The following is a 17,346-nucleotide window of genomic DNA, read 5'->3' as shown; positions in this document are numbered from 1 at the left end:
GGAAGCGCTTAGCCTGGAGTCTCAGCCTAGATCCGACCCGAGGTACCGATGACCCAGCAGATGCTCGATGAGCGCTATGGCCGACGGCACTCCACGCGGCGCCGCGTGATCGGCTGGACGATCGTCGGCGCGCTCGCTCTCGGGCTCATCGGCTGGGTCGGATGGGGCGTGGTGGCGCGTTCCGCCGTCGAAGTCGGTGTCGACCTCACCGCCTTCGACGTTCCCGACGAGCACACCACTTCGGTGTCGTTCCAGATCACCTCCCCCCCGGGCAGCACCGTCGCCTGCGCCCTGGAGGCGCAGGACGAAGAACACGGCATCGTGGGCTGGCGCGTCGTCGAGTACCCCGCCGTCGATGCGCACGCGCGGGCGTTCACCGAGCGGATTCCTACGGTCGGCCTGGCCACGACAGGTTTGGTGAACAGCTGCTGGGTCACGTAAACTCAGTCGAAACGTTCGATCTACGCCCTGGCCGATGCCGGGGCGTTTCGACTTGTCGGCGTCTTTTCGCCGCCCGCCCACCATTGAAGGAGACCGACGTGTCCAACGACGCCCCGGTGACGTTCCTCACGCAAGACGCCTACGACCGCCTCGTCGGTGAGCTCGACCGCCTCTCGACGACGGGCCGTGAAGAGATCGCGAAGCGCATCGAGTCGGCGCGCGAAGAGGGCGACTTGAAAGAGAACGGCGGCTACCACGCCGCCAAGGACGAGCAGGGAAAGCAGGAGGCACGCATTCGCACCCTGCAGTTCCTGCTGAAGAACGCCACGGTCGGCGAAGCGCCTGAGAGCCACGGCGTCGTCGAGCCCGGAACGATCGTCACCGCGGTCGTCGCGGGTGGCGAAGAGCGGTTCCTCTTGGGCAACCGTGAGATCGCCGTCGACTCCGAGCTCGACGTCTACAGCGAAGCGTCTCCTCTCGGAGCCGCGATCCTCGGCCAGCGCGAGGGAGCGAACGTCTCTTACACGGCGCCCAACGGTCGCGAGATCCCCGTCGAGGTCGTCAAGGTCGAGACCTACTCGGGCGAGTAGGCCGCCGCCGCGACGAAGGGGCTTCAGTCGCGCGTGACGGTCGCGACGAACCCGGCCTCTTCGAGCGTGCTGATGACGAGACCACGGTGGTCTTCGCCGCGCGTTTCGACGCTCAGCTGCAGCACGACGTCGCTGATCTGCATGCCCTGACCGTGACGGGTGTGCATCACCTCTACGACGTTGGCCCCCACCTGGGCGAGCAGCTCTGACACCCGCGCCAGCTGGCCCGGGCGGTCGGGCAGCGGAATACGCAGGGTCATGTAGCGACCGGATGCTGCGAGGCCGTGCGCGACGACGCGTTGCAGCAGCAGCGGGTCGATGTTGCCGCCGGACAGGATCGACACGGTGGGGCCGGCCGCAGTGACCTTGCCGGCGAGGATCGCCGCCACCCCGACCGCGCCCGCGGGTTCGACGACCTGTTTGGCGCGCTCGAGCAGCACGAGGAGGGCTCGTGCGATGTCGTCTTCGGTGACGGTCACGACGTCGTCGAGGTGCTTGCTGATCAGCTCGAAGGGAAGGTTGCCGGGCCGCGCGACCGCGATTCCGTCGGCGATCGTCGGCCAGGTCTCGACCTGGAGGGGGCGCCCGGCGGCGAGAGAGGCGGGGTAAGCGGCCGAGTTCTCGGCCTGCACCCCGATCACGCGCACCGTGCGACCCTCGGCGGCGGCGCGCGCCTTGACCGCGGCGGCGACGCCCGCCGCGAGACCCCCTCCGCCGATGCCGACGATGACGGTGTCGAGATCGGGGAGGTCGTCCATCAGCTCGAGGCCGAGCGTTCCCTGACCCACGACGATGTCGCGGTGATCGAAGGGGTGGATCAGCACGGCACCGGTCTTCTCGGCGAACTCGGCCGCGAGCTGCAACGGGGTCTCGACCGTGTCGCCCTGCAGGATCACCTCGGCACCGTAGCCTCGGGTGGCCAGGAGCTTCGGCAACGGGACTCCGAGTGGCATGAAGATCGTGGCGGGGATGCCGAGCTGCTGAGCCGCCAGCGACACGCCCTGCGCGTGGTTCCCCGCGGAGGCCGCGACGACGCCCCGCGACCGCTCCTCATCGGTGAGCCGTGACAACCGGTAGGTGGCCCCGCGGATCTTGAACGACCCCGTGCGCTGCAGGTTCTCGAGCTTCAGGTGCACCGGTACGTGCAACAGATCGCTCAGGTGCTGGGATTGGTCGAGGAATGTGCGCGTGATGATGCCGCGCAGCGATTCGGCCGCGTCTTCGAACTCGGCCAGTGTCGGGTCGGTCATGCCTTTTTTCTCTCTTTGCGCGGCACGGTGCTCCAGATCAGGTTCGCCGGGGGCGATGACTCCCCCGTCGACTTCCACGCGTGCGACGAGAGATACACCGCGACGACGTTCACGAACGCCGCGAGCGGCACCGCGAACAGCGCACCCGGTATGCCGCCCACCATGGCACCGCCCGCAACCACGAGGACGACGGCGAGCGGGTGCACCTTGACGGCGGAGCCCATGAGGATGGGCTGCAGGATGTGGCTCTCGATCTGCTGCACGGCGAGGACGACGATCAGCATCCACAGTGCGATCCACGGACCGTTGTAGACAAGGGCGATGAAGACGGCCACCGCGCCGGTCACCACGGCACCGACGAAGGGCACGAACGCCCCCAGGAAGACGAGCACGGCGATGGGGATGGCCAGCGGAACACCGAGGAAGAACGCCCCGACGCCGATTCCGACCGCGTCGATCGTCGCGACGAGAAGTTGGGTGCGCGCATAGGTCACGACGGTGCGCCAGCCTGCGCGCCCGGCACCGTCGACCGCCGGTCGTGCGGCTTTCGGGAACAGGCGGGTGGTCCAGCGCCAGATGCCGCCGCCGTCGGCGAGGATGCAGAGGAGGATGAAGAGCGTGAGCAACAGGCCGGTCGCGACGTGCCCGACCGTGCTGCCCACCGCCAGCGCACCCGACAGCAACACCTCGGCCTGCTGCTGAGCGAACTCGAGACCCTGCGACAGCCCGTCGTCGATCTGCGTACCGGTCAGGTGCAACGGTCCGTCGATCAGGAACTGGCGGAACTGCCCGGCCGACGCGACGGTGCGATCGCGTACCGATCCCCACTCCCGCGTGATCTGCCAGACGGCGAGCCACATCAGACCGCCGACGATCGCGATCGTACCGAGCACGGTGATCACGATGGCGAGCCACCGCGGCCAACGGTGGCGCAGCATCGCGCTGAAGGCGGGCCAGGTGAGGGCGGCGATGAGGATGGCGATGAGGAGCGGGATGACCAGGAGCTTCAGCTGGATCACGAGCCAGATCACGACACCGATCGCGGCGGCGAGTACGAGGAACCGCCACGCGTACGCGGTCGCGATGCGCAGCCCGTTCGGAACGACCTCGGGGGTGTCGATCGAGACCGTGCGACGACGTAGCGCGTCGAAGAACGAACCGCGTGATTCGGGGGCGGGATCGCTCATCCACTCAGTCTAGGCTCGGCGCATTCCGCGAAGCGCATGGCCGCGGCGCTGTCGGTGGCCGTCGTTAGGCTGACGCCGTGAGAGACACACTCAGCCGCGCCGAAGCCCGGCGGATCGCCCTCGCCGCGCAAGGGTTCGCCCGCCCCAGACCCGAGGCCGTCGGCACGCGTCAGCTCAACGGTGCTCTCGCCCGCATGGCGACGCTGCAGATCGACTCGGTCAACGTCTTCGCCCGGTCGCACTACATGCCGCTGTTCTCTCGCCTCGGCGCCTACGACACCGCCCTCCTCGATCGACTCCTGTTCGCCCGCAAACCTCCCTACGTCGAGTTCTGGGCTCACGTCGCCGCGTTCATTCCCGCCGACGACTGGGCGCTGTTCCGCTTCCGCATGGATGACCATCGCGAGAAGTACGCGCGACCGGATGGGTGGGTGAGCACCCATGCCGAGATCGTCGACTGGGTGCGCGCTGAACTGGCATCTCGCGGCCCCCTCCGCCCCGCGCAGATCGAACACGACGCCGCACAGGGGCAGCGGGGCCCCTGGTGGGGGTGGAACGACGTAAAGCTCGCTCTGGAGTACCTCTGGTTGCTCGGCGAGGTGGCGATCGCGGGGCGACGCGGGTTCGAGCGTCGCTACGCCCTCGCAGAGCAGGTGATCCCGGCCGCCGTTCTGGCGGCCCCGGTCGACCGACCCGACGCCATCCGCGAGCTCATTCGTCGGGCAGCGCGTGCATACGGGGTGGCCACAGCATCCGACCTCGCCGATTACTGGCGCATCCGCGACCGCCGCGCGGTGCTGGCGGCTCTCGACGACCTCACGGCGTCGGGTGAGGTGCAGCCGGTGGCGGTCGAGGGGTGGCAGATCGGCGGCCGCCCGGCGAAAGCCTGGCTTCACCGAGACGCGGTTCTCCCCCGTCGCATCGGCGGCGCGGCGATCCTGACGCCCTTCGACCCCGTCGTCTGGTTCCGCGATCGCGCAGAGCGCTTATTCGACTTCGAGTACCGCATCGAGATCTACACGCCGTCGCCGCAGCGTCGTTTCGGCTACTACTCGCTGCCCGTCCTGGTCGGTGACGACGTGGTCGCCCGCGTCGATCTCAAAGCGGATCGCGCGACGCAGACGCTGCTCGTGCAGTCCGCGTGGTGGGAGCGCCGACGGCCTGACGATGCGGCCGAGCGGGTGTCCGCCGAACTACGCCTCGCCGCGTCGTGGCAGGGCCTCGAGCACATCTCGCTCTCGCGATGGGGTGACGCGACAGACGATCTCGCCCGGACGATGCCGGGCGCGACCCGCCACGACCGCCTCACGACCGCAGAACCCGGCGCAGCCGAGCCGGAGCCCGACGCACTGATGAGCTAGCGGCTCAGAACTGCACGCGGGGCGGCTCGGAGATGGCGGCGCCGTCGACGACCTCGAAGAACTCGCGCTCGGAGAAACCGAGACGGCGGGCGAAGAGGTTGTTGGGGAAGACCTTGACCTTGGTGTTGAGTTCGCGCACGCCGCCGTTGTAGAACCGGCGCGAGGCCTGGATCTTGTCTTCGGTGTCGACGATCGACTGCTGAAGGTGCAAGAAGTTCTGACTCGCCTGCAGCTGGGGGTAAGCCTCGGCTACGGCGAAGATCGACTTCAGCGCCTGCTGCATGTGACCCTCGGCCACTCCGGCTTCGGCGGGCCCGCCCGCAGAGAGCGTTTCGGCTCGCGCACGCGTCACGTTCTCGAACACCGCCTTCTCGTGAGCGGCGTACCCCTTCACCGCCTCGATGAGGTTGGGGAGAAGATCGGCGCGTCGCTTCAGCTGCACAGTGATATCGCTCCACGCCTCATCGACGCGGACGTTCAACTGCACCAGCGAGTTATAGGTCGCCCAGAGGTAAATGCCGCCGATCACCACGATGGCGACGACGATCAAGACGGGGATCAGCCATTCCCACATTGCCGGGTTCTCCGTTCGACGATTTTCCTCATCCTAGCCGCGGGCGGCGGCCGCGAAGACCCCGCGATACGCCTCTCAGCCGTTACTCACCGAGCACGTGCGCGAGGTAGGGATTCGCGAAGAGCCGATCGGGGTCCAAACGCTCGCGTACGGCCGCGAAATCCTCGAACCGCGGATACAGGCGCCGCAGCTCGTCGCTACCGAGGGAATGCTCTTTGCCCCAGTGCGGACGCCCGTCGTATTCGCGCATGATCTCTTCGACCGCGTCGAAGTATTCGGTCGGATCTTCCCTCCAGTAGCGGTGCACGGCAATGTAGCCGGTCTGCCGCCCCGCCGCCGTCGAGAGCCAGAGGTCGTCGGCCGCGGCGACGCGCACCTCGATCGGGAACGAGATGCGCCACCCCCGCTCCTCGATCACGGCGCGCACGGCGGCGAACGCTCGCGGCAGGTCATCGAGCGCCACGGCGTACTCCATCTCGCGGAAGCGCACGGTGCGCGCCTGCGTGAACACGCGATGCGACCGGTCGACGTATTCGCGGTTCCCCATCAACGCGCTCGCGATACGCGCCACCGGGGGCACCGTTCCCGGCGCCACCGTGCCGACGGCGCACGTCGCTCGGTACACACCGTTGGCCAGCAGCGTGTCGTCGACCCATCGCCGGACGAGCGGGAGAGGACGCAGGGGGCTACCGCCGTCGAGCCGGGCGTTGGTCTTCGTGACGGCTCCGTCGGTGTGCGGAAACCAATAGAACTCGAAGTGGTCGACGTCTGCGACGCGCTCGGAGAAGGCGCCGGTGACATCGCCCAGCGGCTCCAGACTCTCGGTCGCGGCGAGCACGAACGCCGGCACGCACTGCAGGGTGACGTCGACGAGAATCCCCAGAGCCCCCAGACCCAGCGCGACCGCGGGGCGCAATCCGCTCTCGTGCTCGTCGTCGATCCGAAGCAGGTCGCCGGCGCCGGTCACGATCGTGGCCCCGACCACCTGGGTCGAGAGCCCCCCGAAGCGCAGCCCGGTGCCGTGAGTGCCGGTCGAGATCGCGCCCGCGATCGTCTGCCGATCGATGTCTCCGAGGTTCGGCATCGCCAGCCCGAACGGGGCCAGCAGCCCGGGGATCTCGTACAGGCGAGTACCCGCACGCAGACGGACGCGCTGCCGTTCCCTGTCGACCTCGACGAGACCACGCAGATCTCGCAGGTCGAGCATGATCCCGGCCGCGACCGCGATGCCCGAGAAGCTGTGGCCCGCGCCGACGGCCTTGACCGTGAGGGAGCGAGCGGATGCTGCCGCCACCGCGCGTCGCACCGCACCCTCGTCTGCGGGGAACTCGATGCGACGAGGGCGCACTTTCTGCGACCGACCCCAGTTGCGCCACGTGCCGCCCGGGCGGGTCACAGAAAGGCCTTCCCCTCGCCGCGGTAGGTGGGACTTTCGTCGACGATCCGGCCGTCCTCGACGAGGAGATACCGGTCGACACGCTCGGCGAGCTCCCCGCTCTTGGCGTGACGGAACCAGACCCGATCGCCGACACGGAGGCCACGCGCGGCGATTCCGCGCAGCGGCGTCTGCACCTCCCCCGCACCCTCTCGGGCGAGCAAGCTCAGCTTCTCGGGCCAGACCGCCAGCGGCTGCCGCGACGCGACGGGCGGCCCCGAGGCGATCCAGCCGCCGCCGAGCACCGTGGCGATGTCGGGCTGGGGCTTGCGGACGACTTCGAGCGAGAACGCGGCGGCCGGAGCCGGATGGAACGAGCGGTATCCGTCGAAGAGATGTCCGGCGAGCAGTCCGCTGCCGGCGGTGAGCTCGGTGACGACCGCGTCGGCGGCGGTGCGCTCGAGCGAGCCGGTGCCGCCGCCGTTCACGAACTCGAGCGGCGCCACCGCGCGTACGCCGTCGACGATGGCGGCGCGGCGGTCGGTCAATTCCGCGACGGAACGCCGCTGCATCCATCGGATGACGGGGTCGCTCAGCCCGGTCGCGTCACCCTGCCCGGCGATCTGCGCTTCGTACATCATCAGTCCGACCAGGGCGAAGCCCGGTCGCTCGGCGACGCGGCGGGCGAGAGCGACGACCTCCGCGGGGTCGTGCACCGGCGATCGCCGAACGCCGACGTGACCGAGAACGACCGACCGCCACGATGCGTCCGCGTCGATCGCGACCCGGACCCGGGCCCGTCCCTTCGGGGGCGCTATCGCGTCGACGAGGTCGAGCTGAGCCGGATCGTCGATCATCAGGGTCACCCGGGCGGTTGCCCGGTCGTCGGTGACCAACTCCGCGAGGGCGTCGCGGTCGACCGTGGGGTATCCGACGACGATGTCGTCGTGGTCTGCCGCGAGCCACAGTGCTTCAGGAAGGGTGAACGCGAGGATGCCCCGGTACCCCGGGAGAGCTAACACCGCGTCGAGCACCGACCGCACCCGCACCGACTTGCTGGCCACCCGGATCGGCACACCGGCCGAGCGCACCAGCAGGTCGGCGGCGTTGTAGCGGAGCGCAGGGAGGTGGATCGTCGCCACCGGTCCGCTCACCGCCGACACGGCACGGGTGAGCTCGGGCCACAGCTCACGGCCCGGAGGGTGCGCTCCCGCGCGAGAGATCAGATCGATCGGCACCGCGGGTGCCTCCCTCTGCGCATCGCCCCAGCCTAGGACCCGGCGCTGAAGCTGTCTCGGCTCGTCTGTCAGGACGCGACGGGTAGCGAGAACGTGAACCGCGCGCCCTCGCCCTTCCGCCCGGCAGCCGACACGACGCCGCCGTGGAGCGCGACGATCCGCGCTACGGACGCCAAGCCGAGCCCGGTGCCGGGAAACTCGTCGACGGAGTGCAGTCGGGTCAGCGGACGGAACAGGCTGTCGGGGTCGGTGGTCTCGAATCCGTCGCCGTTGTCGCTCATCTCGAAAGTCTGGAACGGCCCGCCCGCGCCGATCGCGCTGAGCCGGATCACGGCGGCGTCGTTCTTCGACGTGTACTTCACCGCGTTGTCGAACAGGTTGCTGAGCAGGAGGTGCACGAGCGCGGGGTCGGCCGACACGCGGAGACCCGGTTCGATGTCGATCGCGATGTCGCGCCCTCGGTTCTGCACGAGAAGGTCCGACGCGATCCCCTCGCCCACCTCGCTGAGATCGAGGGTCTCGAGCCGCAGGGGTTCGGAGGTCACCCGGTAGATCGACAGCATCCGGTCGATCTGCGCTGACATGCGCTGCCCGGCTCCCAGCGCCGAGTGCGCATAAGCTGCGGCGCTCGAGACGTCTGTCGCGGTGCCGTCGGCGACCAGTTCGGAGAAACCCATCATGGCGCCGAGCGGACCTCGGAGGTCGTGCACCAGTGAGTGCATGGCGGCGTCGAGCTCATCGGCACGGGCGGCCTGCTGATCGCGTTCCGCGCTGCGCCGGGCGATCGCTCCGCGAAGCTCGAGGTTCTCAAGAGCCACCGCGGTGCTGTTGGCGAGCACCTCGAGCTGGCGCACCACCTCGGGGTCGGGAACGTGCGTGTCGGCCCAGTACGCCCCGAGGGCGCCGATCGGGTCGGAAGAGCGGATGGGGGCCATGCAGAGGCTGGTGACGAACGTCGGCCGATAGGCATCGTGGGGCACGCGAGGATCGGAGTAGATGTCGGCGATGACCACCGTCTCCTGGTGCAGCATCGCCCATCCGCTCACGCACGCGGTGAGCGGGAAGCGATTGCCCTTCCAGAGCGGGGTGATCGCGTTCTCATCGGCGTAGAAACACTGATCGTCTTCGCGGAGAACGAACGAGGCACCGTCGGCGCCGGTGAGCGCACGCACCGCGGCGGCGACGATCTCGGTCACCTGCGCGAGGCTCGCCGCGCTGGACAAGCGGTCGACGGTCTCGGTGAGAACGAAGATCTGATTGCCTGCGGTCGGGTTCATGACGGCCATCGTTGCCCCCAAAGCAACTCGGATACGTGCGGATAGACTACCGGACCCCCGCACGACAACGGTCGGAACCTGCCCGAGTGCCTCCCCGATCGACGACCCGCCGCCGTACGCTGGTGCGGGGCGCGAGTGCGCACCGTCGTCGGACCAGGAGGACCCCATGGCCGTATTCTCGAGAGGCTTCGGCGCCCGCAGGCGCGAATCCGATCCGAACCTCCCCCCGGGCCAGTACCTCACCGAGGATTTTCCCGTTCTCTCGGCGGGTCCCACGCCCCGCATCGACACCGCGGACTGGAGCTTCAGCATCCGGACGGAGAAGAACACGTCGACGACGTGGTCGTGGGAGCAGCTCCACTCGCTGCCCATCGAGAGTATCGACACCGACATCCACTGCGTGACGCGGTGGTCGAAGTTCGGCACGTCGTGGCGGGGGGTGTCGCTCGACACGCTCTTCGCCGATGTCGACACCGACTACGCCTACGCGATGGCGCACTCCTACGGCGGCTACACGACGAACATCGCGATGGCCGACCTTCTCGGCGGCAAGGCCTGGGTTGCCTTCGAGTTCGGCGGCGAACCGTTGGCTCCCGAGCACGGCGGACCCGCCCGACTCCTCGTGCCGCACCTGTACTTCTGGAAGAGCGCCAAGTGGGTGAACGGCCTGGTGATGCAGAAACGCGACGAACCGGGCTTCTGGGAGCAGAACGGGTACAACCTCCACGGTGACCCCTGGACCGAGGAGCGGTATTGGTGACCGTGGGCGGCTGGCTGCCCGCGACCCTCGCCGCTGTCGAACCGTCGACCCCCACCGCTCGCGTTCTGCGACTGGCGGTACCGGGATGGACGGGAAACCTGCCCGGGCAGCACCTCGACCTGCGCCTGACCGCCGAAGACGGCTATCAGGCCGTGCGTTCGTACTCGATCGCGTCGTTCGGACCGGGTGAACACGTCGAGCTCGGGGTCGATGAGGTTCCCGACGGCGAAGTGTCGCCCTACCTCGTGCTCGACGCGCGGCCCGGCGATGCCCTCGAAGTGAAGGGACCCCTCGGGGCCTACTTCGTGTGGCACGACGACGATCCCACCCCGGTGCAGCTCATCGCCGGTGGCTCGGGCATCGTGCCGCTCATCGCCATGGCTCGGGCCCGCGCGCGATCGGGATCGTCGGCGCCGTTCCGCCTGCTCTACTCGGTGCGTCGGCCCGCTGACGCGATGTACCGCGATGAGATCGCCTCTCTCGGCCCGGACATCGACGTCAGCTGGGCGTACACCCGCGAGGCTCCCGAGGGGTGGAGCGGCCCCGTCGGGAGGGTGAGCCGTGAACTGCTGCAGGATGCTGCGTGGTCGCCGACCGAAAAGCCCGCGGTCTTCGTCTGCGGCCCGACCGGCTTCGTCGAAACGGTGGCCACGGCGCTGGTCGCGCTCGGCCACGACCCCGCGCGCGTGCGCACCGAGCGATTCGGAGGTTGACCATGGTCAGAGCAGTCACACCCGGCGACAACGTGGAGAGCGTGGTCGTCGACGGCAATGCCGTCGCCGGGCTCTTCTCCGATCTGCAGCATTCCGACGCGACGCTCATCGAGCTGACCTGCGGGTCGTGCGACCGACACAGCGTGCTGGCAGAGGCGCTCGTCGAGCTCGACGACGTGGGCGCGATCGTCCGCTGCCGTGCGTGCACGCACACCATGCTGACGTTGCTCCGGCGCCCCGACGGCCTCACGCTCCGCATCGGCCGATTCGAGATGGGCTTTCCGCGCACCACCGAGTGACGCAGCGGAGTGCCCGGATCGACCCTCACCGTCGAGACATCGCCGTGGGTAACGGGCGCCGGGGTCAGCTATCAGTGGTTCCGCGACGCTCATCCGATCCCTGGAGCGACCGGCAAAACGTACAAAACGTCATGGGCGGACTTCCTTCCGAATTCCGCGCTCATAAGCTCCTCTCGCGCTTGGTGAACGATGAGATGGGTGGGTCTTGGGCGCTCCGACTCCGGAGGGATCAGCAGCGCCGAACGCTGGGTGACCGTCGGACGGTACCGGCGGGCCTGCAGAACAGCAGGCACAACCCGCCGCCCGTCCGACCGTCCTCCTGGATATTGTTCCCGGGTGAGCCTTCTCCGCAGACTGCGCCGCCCGCCCGCCGCCACACCAACCGCTTGGAGCGACCAGCACGCCGCTGACGTCTTCGCGTACGAGATGCTCGCGCTCCGCGAGCTCGAGCAAGATGCGATGCTGTGGCAGACGCCGGCTCTCGCTCTCGCCGCGCAAGCCTTCCTGCTCACTATCGCGCTGAACCCTGAGGTGACCGTGTGGGGCCAGCTGATCGCCGCCTCGCTGGGGATCGTCATCGCAGCCGTCTCGATGCAACTCATGGCGAAGCACCGACAGCTCGCCGCGATCGATAGGACACTGCTGGCGCAGCTCGAAGTCCGGCTCGGAATTCCCGCTATCAGCAGCCGCCGCTTCGCCCCCCGTCGCGGCGATGAGGCACCCGCATCAACGTGGTGGCGCCGGCTCCCGTCATACGTGCTCTGGCAGTTCGCGCTCGGGACGTTCGTTATCGCGAACGCCGCCGCAGTCGTGCTCGCCTTCGTTCCCTAGGGGGGCGCGAAGGAATAGCAGGCCGAGTTGGCGCTCGACGAGCTGGCTGCCACAGGATCGCCCAGGTGACGCGGAAGCACTACGCGGAGCCGCTCGCCATCGGCCCCGATGCGACTTCAGCACTGTCGGAGTTCGACGAAAACAGCGAGTAAACAGCGAGAAGCCCCCTCCGACCCCATGTCGGAGGGGGCTTCTCGGTTCAACTGATACCTGGTCAGAGGCTGGTTCGGGAGTGCCCCCGGTGGGACTCGAACCCACACTGAAGCGATTTTAAGTCGCCTGCCTCTGCCATTGGGCTACGAGGGCCGAACCCGAACCCACCGTAGCGGGCCGCCCGGGCTCTGACGACGGCTCAGCCGGCAGCGACCTTCTCGGGCTCGGCCTTCTTCTCGATCGGCTTGGCGTCATCGGTCGGCGCCGCCTGCGGAGGCTTCGGACGTGCGGCGAACTCCTCGAACACGGCGCGGGGCGTCTGCACGGCCTCGAGGCTGACGATGTCGCGCCCGAGGAAGAAGTTGTTGACCCACCCCATGACCACGCGAACCTTGCGCTCCCATGACGGCATGGCCAGACCGTGGTAACCGCGGTGGGCGAACCAGGCGACGACTCCCTTGAGGGCGATGTTGCCCGACTGGAACACGCCGTTGTACAGACCGAGACCGGCGACGGCACCCAGGTTCTTGTGGACGTAGTTCTTGGGGACCTCACCGCGGATGACCGCGGCGAGGTTCTTCGCCAGCAGCTTTCCCTGGCGGACCGCGTGCTGGGCGTTGGGAACGCAGAACCCACCCACGCCACCGCCCGAGAGGTCGGGCACGGCAGAGACGTCACCGGCAGCCCATGCGCCCTCGACGATGTCTTCGTCGGTGCCGACGCGCAGGTCGGGCCGGGTGCGGATGCGCCCGCGCTCTTCGACGGGGAGGTCTCCGCCGCGGACGACCGTGGGGTTGGCCATGACGCCGGCGGTCCAGACGATGAGGTCGGTCGGGATCGACTCTCCGGTCGAGAGCTGCACGATGCCGTCGACGGCGCTCTTCAGCTGGGTGTCGAGGTGCACCAGCGCCCCGCGCTTGGCGAGGTCTTTCAGCACCCACTCGCTCGTCTTGAGCGATACCTCGGGCATGATGCGGCCCATGGCCTCGATCAGGTGGAAGTGGGTCTCGTCGAACGAGAGCTGCGGGTAGTTCTTCAGCAGCGCCGACGCCATCGAGCGCAGCTCGGCGAAGACCTCGATACCGGCGAATCCGCCACCGACGACGACGACCGTGAGCAGACGCTCGCGCTCGGGTCCGGCGGGGAGCACCGACGCGCGGTCGAAGTTCGACATCAACCGGTCGCGCACCGCGACGGCCTCTTCGATGGTCTTGAGGCCGATCGCGTTGTCGGCGACTCCCGGGATCGGGAAGGTTCGCGAGACCGCACCCGCGGTGACGACGATCTGGTCGTACTCGTGCTGCCACGGCTCGCCGTCGGCGGGGGTGATCGTGGCGACCTTGTTGGCGTGGTCGATCTTGGTGATCTTCGCGGTGACGACCGTGGTGCGCTTGAGATGCCGGCGCAACGCGACGACGGCGTGGCGCGGCTCGATGGCGCCGGCCGCGACCTCGGGAAGGAAGGGCTGGTAGGTCATGTACGGAAGCGGGTCGACGATCGTGACGTCGGCTTCGCCGCGACGGGTCTGCTTCTCGAGGTGCCACGCGGTGTAGAACCCCGCGTATCCGCCACCGACGATGAGGATCCTGGGAACGGTGTTGGTCACGGTGGAAGAGCTCCTAGATGGGTTTCCGGCTCGGCTCGCGAGATGCGCGCGCCGATCTGATGCGCCGGGCAGCAGCAGTGAGGCCGAGCGCAATCATTATAGCCGCGACGGTACCGGCCATGAGCGGCACCGTGCCGTACCGGACCGTCTCAGCCGTGGGAAGCAACGGTGGCGCCGCGCGCGTCTGTTCCTCGCGCTCGGGGAGCGGCGGCACTTCGACCGGTGCCGCGGTGGGCTCGGGCGCGGGGCCGGCGTCGGCGCGTCGATAGAGGCGGATCCACTCGGCCAGGGTCAGTCCGAGCGGGCTCTCGGTGACAGTGGAGACCTGAGCCGTGACCGCAGCGGAGGCGTTGACAAGCCCGTACCCGTACAGCGGGTCGGGCGTCTCGCCGATGCCGGGCACCGGGCTCGCCGTCTTGATGAGTCGGTTGATGACGTTGTCGGCGTTCATCTCGGGGTGGGCGGAGCGCACGAGGGCGGCGATCCCCGCGACGAGGGGTGCGGCCCCGCTCGTCCCGTTCCAGCTGACGAGCTGCCCGTCGGGTGAGACCCCCAGGAGGCGCTCACTGGGCGCGGCGACGCCGATCGTGATGCCCTGGGTGGATGCTTCTTGGCTCGCGACACCGGCGGGATCCACGCCGCCGACGGTCAGCACGCCCGGGATGGTGGCCGGAGCCCCCACACGGTTGGTGCCGCTCCCCCGGTTGCCGGCGGCGACGATGACGACGACGTCGTTCTCGAAGGCGTAGAGGAACGCGTCGTCCCAGCTGACGTCCCAATCGAGTGTGTTCGTCGTGAGCGAGAGGTTGATCACATCGGCGCCGTTGTCGACGGCCCACCGCATCGCTTCGGCGATCTGCTGGGTGAACGGCACCGTCGTCGTCGCACCGAAGCCGACCGAGATCGACAGCAGCTCCGCTTCGGGGGCCACGCCGATCATTCCTCGACCATCGCCCGTTCCGCGCGCGGCGGCGAGCGAGGCCACCCAGCTGCCGTGGGACTTGTCCACACCCCCGACGGGGGTGCGTCCGTCGGGCGATCCGACGCCCGAGACGTCGGTGCCCCCGGCGACTGCTCCGGAGAATTCGACCGGACCGTTGCCGATCCCGGTGTCGATGATCGCGATGCGGGTTCCGGCGCCGCGCGTGGTGTTCCACGCCTCGCGCACCCCGTACTGATCGAGCCAATATTCGGCCGCGCGCACCTGATCGGTCGGCTCGTCGGCGACCGGCGGGGGCGGCGAGGCCGCGCCCACCAGGGTGCCGGCAAGAGTCATGGCGACGGCGGCCGCGGTCAGCCGCCTCACGCCGCGTTCCCCGGGGTCACGCACACGCACCGATCGGGCGACCAGGTCGAGAGTGCGAGCGCGCGGTCGCCGATGGGGTTGACCCCGGCGCCTGCGGCCAGCGCGTGCCCCGCCAGAGCGTGCAGGCACTTCACACGCGTCGGCATGCCGCCGGCCGAGATGCCCGCGATCTCCTCGGGTTCTCCGTACTGAGCGCGGTCGCTCAGGTAGGCCTCGTGCGCCCGAAGGTACTCGGCACGGACGTCGTCGTCTTCGACGAGGACGTCGGTGAACTCGCGCATGACGTGGTCGGCCTCGAGCACCGACATCGCCGCGGTGGCCGCAGGGTGGGTGAGGTAGTAGAACGTCGGGAAAGGCGAACCGTCGCCTAGGCGCGGAAGCGTGGCGACGACCGTGGGGTTTCCGCAGACGCATCGCGCCGCGACGCCCACGACGCCGCGCGCGGGACGACCGAGCTGCTCGCGGAGAACGTCGAGCTCAGCGTCGGTGACCGGCGGGTAGGGCGGCGTACTCATCCCTCTCAGGGTACCGTGCGGCCCCGCTGTCGCGCGGAGGCCGACGACGCCCGTCAGGGGGCGGGCAGCGCGGTCTGAGCCAGGCCGGCGGTCGTGACGGAGCGGACGAGCTGCGACATCCAATCGGTGCGCGTCTGCTCGACGTCTTCACTGACGGGCGCTTCATCTTGGGGAAGCGCCGAAGCGGGGAGGTCGTTGTCGACGAGGTACACGACCTCGCCGGGTTTCACGTAATACAGCCGTTCCCGCGCCTGCGTGGTGATGTAGGCGGGGTCGGTCCAGCGGTCGCGTTGCGCTTCGAGGTCGGCGACCTCCGACTCGCTCAGCGACACAGCATCCTGAAGCGCCGCGATCTGTTGACGCTGGTCGACGTACGTGCCGACCGTGGGCACGAGCACGAAGACCGCGAGTACGACGAGCCCGAGCATGATCACCATGAAGCCCGAGAACCGGATGCCGCCGAGCCATGCGCGCACGTCGACCCGCGGATCGCCCGCGTCGGGCGTGCGAGAGGGGGGAACCCGGTCGTTCATGGTTCCCCCCTCTCGTCATGCAATGGTGCGTCGAGCGTGCTCAGCCCTTGAAACGCGGGAAGGCGGAGCGGCCGGCGAAGACCGCCGCGTCGCCCAGCTCTTCTTCGATGCGCAGAAGCTGATTGTATTTCGCGACGCGCTCGCTGCGAGCGGGCGCGCCGGTCTTGATCTGGCCGCAGTTCACCGCGACCGCGAGGTCGGCGATGAAGGTGTCTTCGGTCTCACCCGAACGGTGCGACAGCATCGAGCGGTAGCCGTTCTGCGTCGCGACCGAGACGGCGTCGAGCGTCTCGGACAGCGTGCCGATCTGGTTGACCTTGACGAGCAGGGCGTTCGCGACACCCAGGTCGATGCCGCGCTGGAGGCGCTCGGGGTTGGTCACGAACAGGTCGTCGCCGACGAGCTGCACCTTCGAGCCGAGCAGATCGGTCTGCACCTTCCATGCGTCCCAGTCGTCTTCGGCGAGGCCGTCTTCGATGGTGACGATGGGGTAGTTCGCAACCAGGTCGGCGTAGTAGTCGTTCAGCGTCTCGGCCGACCAGGCCTTGCCCTCGACCGTGTAGACGCCGTCGGAGAAGAACTCGGTCGCGGCGACGTCGAGGCCGACGGCGATGTCGGAGCCGGGGGTGTAGCCCGCCTTCTCGATCGCGCGCATGAGGAAGTCGAGACCCTCGCGGTTGCTCGGCAGATCGGGGGCGAAGCCGCCCTCGTCGCCGAGGCCCGTGGCGAAGCCCGCGGCCTTCAGCTCGCCCTTGAGCACGTGGTAGACCTCGGTGCCCCAGCGCAGCGACTCGGAGAACGTCTCGGCACCGATGGGCGCGAGGAAGAACTCCTGGAAGTCGATGCCGTTGTCGGCGTGCGAACCGCCGTTGATGACGTTGAACAGCGGCACGGGGAGGACGTGCGCGTTGGGTCCGCCGAGGTAGCGGAACAGCGGCAGGTCGGCGCTGTCGGCGGCGGCCTTGGCGACGGCGAGGCTGACGCCGAGGATGGCGTTGGCGCCGCTGCGCGACTTGTTCTCGGTGCCGTCGGTCTCGATGAGGATCTCGTCGACGATGCGCTGCTCGCTGGCGTCGACGCCCTCGAGCGCGGGGCCGAGCTCGTCGACGACCGCAGCGACCGCCTTGAGCACGCCTTTGCCGCTGTAGCGGCTCTTGTCGCCGTCGCGGAGTTCGTACGCCTCGAAGGCGCCGGTGGATGCGCCGGACGGAACGGCCGCGCGCTGGACGATGCCGTCGTCGAGCAACACCTCCACCTCGACGGTCGGGTTTCCGCGCGAATCCAGAATCTCGCGCGCGTTGACAGCCTCGATTAGTGCCACGGAGGACTCCCTGTGT

The 17,346-nt window shown here is 68.8% G+C and carries 18 protein-coding genes and 1 tRNA gene; 7 read left to right on the top strand and 12 right to left on the bottom strand.

Annotated elements, in window-relative coordinates:
• Positions 1-48 precede the first annotated feature (48 nt).
• Entirely contained in the window at positions 49-441 is a 393-nt protein-coding gene (locus ACFXQA_RS07915) for a DUF4307 domain-containing protein (protein ID WP_394519275.1), read from the top strand.
• 98 nt (positions 442-539) lie between these two features.
• Entirely contained in the window at positions 540-1,031 is a 492-nt protein-coding gene (greA, locus tag ACFXQA_RS07910) for a transcription elongation factor GreA (protein ID WP_394519274.1), read from the top strand.
• A 23-nt stretch (positions 1,032-1,054) separates the two neighbouring features.
• Here greA and ilvA read toward each other — a convergent pair whose 3' ends face one another.
• Positions 1,055-2,281, bottom strand: a complete 1,227-nt coding sequence (gene ilvA / locus ACFXQA_RS07905) for a threonine ammonia-lyase (RefSeq protein ID WP_394519273.1) — start codon at positions 2,279-2,281, stop codon at positions 1,055-1,057.
• Positions 2,278-3,468 (bottom strand): AI-2E family transporter, encoded by a 1,191-nt coding sequence (locus tag ACFXQA_RS07900; protein ID WP_394519272.1) that lies wholly within the window; start codon positions 3,466-3,468, stop codon positions 2,278-2,280. Before ACFXQA_RS07900 ends, ilvA begins: the two co-directional genes overlap by 4 nt.
• 77 nt (positions 3,469-3,545) lie before the next feature.
• Here ACFXQA_RS07900 and ACFXQA_RS07895 point away from each other — a divergent pair, with 77 nt between their 5' ends.
• Positions 3,546-4,829, top strand: a complete 1,284-nt coding sequence (locus ACFXQA_RS07895; RefSeq protein WP_394519271.1) for a winged helix-turn-helix domain-containing protein — start codon at positions 3,546-3,548, stop codon at positions 4,827-4,829.
• A gap of 4 nt (positions 4,830-4,833) precedes the next feature.
• Here ACFXQA_RS07895 and ACFXQA_RS07890 read toward each other — a convergent pair whose 3' ends face one another.
• The 4 genes from ACFXQA_RS07890 to ACFXQA_RS07875 all read right to left on the bottom strand — a co-directional run bounded on the left by ACFXQA_RS07890 (position 4,834) and on the right by ACFXQA_RS07875 (position 9,293).
• Positions 4,834-5,403, bottom strand: a complete 570-nt coding sequence (locus ACFXQA_RS07890; RefSeq protein WP_394519270.1) for a LemA family protein — start codon at positions 5,401-5,403, stop codon at positions 4,834-4,836.
• Between the two features lie 82 nt (positions 5,404-5,485).
• A complete protein-coding gene (locus tag ACFXQA_RS07885; RefSeq protein ID WP_394519269.1) occupies positions 5,486-6,799 on the bottom strand; it encodes a D-arabinono-1,4-lactone oxidase in 1,314 nt (437 codons plus the stop codon).
• Positions 6,796-8,016: an alanine racemase gene (locus tag ACFXQA_RS07880; protein ID WP_394519268.1), complete on the bottom strand. Its 1,221-nt coding sequence runs from the start codon at positions 8,014-8,016 to the stop codon at positions 6,796-6,798. Before ACFXQA_RS07880 ends, ACFXQA_RS07885 begins: the two co-directional genes overlap by 4 nt.
• A gap of 68 nt (positions 8,017-8,084) precedes the next feature.
• A complete protein-coding gene (locus ACFXQA_RS07875; protein ID WP_394519267.1) occupies positions 8,085-9,293 on the bottom strand; it encodes a sensor histidine kinase in 1,209 nt (402 codons plus the stop codon).
• A gap of 166 nt (positions 9,294-9,459) precedes the next feature.
• Here ACFXQA_RS07875 and ACFXQA_RS07870 point away from each other — a divergent pair, with 166 nt between their 5' ends.
• The 4 genes from ACFXQA_RS07870 (at position 9,460) to ACFXQA_RS07855 (ending at position 11,896) form a co-directional block, all read left to right on the top strand.
• A complete protein-coding gene (locus ACFXQA_RS07870; RefSeq protein WP_394519266.1) occupies positions 9,460-10,053 on the top strand; it encodes a molybdopterin-dependent oxidoreductase in 594 nt (197 codons plus the stop codon).
• Positions 10,050-10,766: a ferredoxin reductase gene (locus ACFXQA_RS07865; protein ID WP_394519265.1), complete on the top strand. Its 717-nt coding sequence runs from the start codon at positions 10,050-10,052 to the stop codon at positions 10,764-10,766. The genes ACFXQA_RS07870 and ACFXQA_RS07865 overlap by 4 nt, the downstream gene beginning before the upstream one ends.
• Before the next feature lie 2 nt (positions 10,767-10,768).
• Positions 10,769-11,065 (top strand): DUF6510 family protein, encoded by a 297-nt coding sequence (locus tag ACFXQA_RS07860; RefSeq protein WP_394519264.1) that lies wholly within the window; start codon positions 10,769-10,771, stop codon positions 11,063-11,065.
• Between the two features lie 336 nt (positions 11,066-11,401).
• A complete protein-coding gene (locus ACFXQA_RS07855; RefSeq protein ID WP_394519263.1) occupies positions 11,402-11,896 on the top strand; it encodes a hypothetical protein in 495 nt (164 codons plus the stop codon).
• Between the two features lie 233 nt (positions 11,897-12,129).
• Here ACFXQA_RS07855 and ACFXQA_RS07850 read toward each other — a convergent pair.
• The 6 genes from ACFXQA_RS07850 to eno all read right to left on the bottom strand — a co-directional run bounded on the left by ACFXQA_RS07850 (position 12,130) and on the right by eno (position 17,330).
• Positions 12,130-12,202: transfer RNA gene (locus ACFXQA_RS07850), tRNA-Leu, on the bottom strand.
• A 46-nt stretch (positions 12,203-12,248) separates the two neighbouring features.
• The gene (locus ACFXQA_RS07845) at positions 12,249-13,655 is read right to left on the bottom strand and encodes an NAD(P)/FAD-dependent oxidoreductase (RefSeq protein WP_394519262.1); all 1,407 of its coding nucleotides are present in this window, start codon (positions 13,653-13,655) and stop codon (positions 12,249-12,251) included.
• Between the two features lie 13 nt (positions 13,656-13,668).
• Entirely contained in the window at positions 13,669-14,961 is a 1,293-nt protein-coding gene (locus ACFXQA_RS07840) for a S8 family serine peptidase (RefSeq protein ID WP_394519261.1), read from the bottom strand.
• Positions 14,958-15,476, bottom strand: a complete 519-nt coding sequence (locus tag ACFXQA_RS07835) for a DUF501 domain-containing protein (RefSeq protein WP_394519260.1) — start codon at positions 15,474-15,476, stop codon at positions 14,958-14,960. Before ACFXQA_RS07835 ends, ACFXQA_RS07840 begins: the two co-directional genes overlap by 4 nt.
• A gap of 53 nt (positions 15,477-15,529) precedes the next feature.
• Positions 15,530-16,009: an FtsB family cell division protein gene (locus ACFXQA_RS07830; protein WP_394519259.1), complete on the bottom strand. Its 480-nt coding sequence runs from the start codon at positions 16,007-16,009 to the stop codon at positions 15,530-15,532.
• A 40-nt stretch (positions 16,010-16,049) separates the two neighbouring features.
• A complete protein-coding gene (eno, locus tag ACFXQA_RS07825; protein WP_394519258.1) occupies positions 16,050-17,330 on the bottom strand; it encodes a phosphopyruvate hydratase in 1,281 nt (426 codons plus the stop codon).
• Positions 17,331-17,346: the final 16 nt, after the last annotated feature.

Origin of the sequence: Microbacterium shimangi (assembly GCF_043556445.1) — a bacterium.
GTDB lineage: Bacteria > Actinomycetota > Actinomycetes > Actinomycetales > Microbacteriaceae > Microbacterium.
The sequence above is the reverse complement of the archived record's forward strand: the minus strand, read 5'-3'. Positions and strand labels throughout refer to the sequence as shown.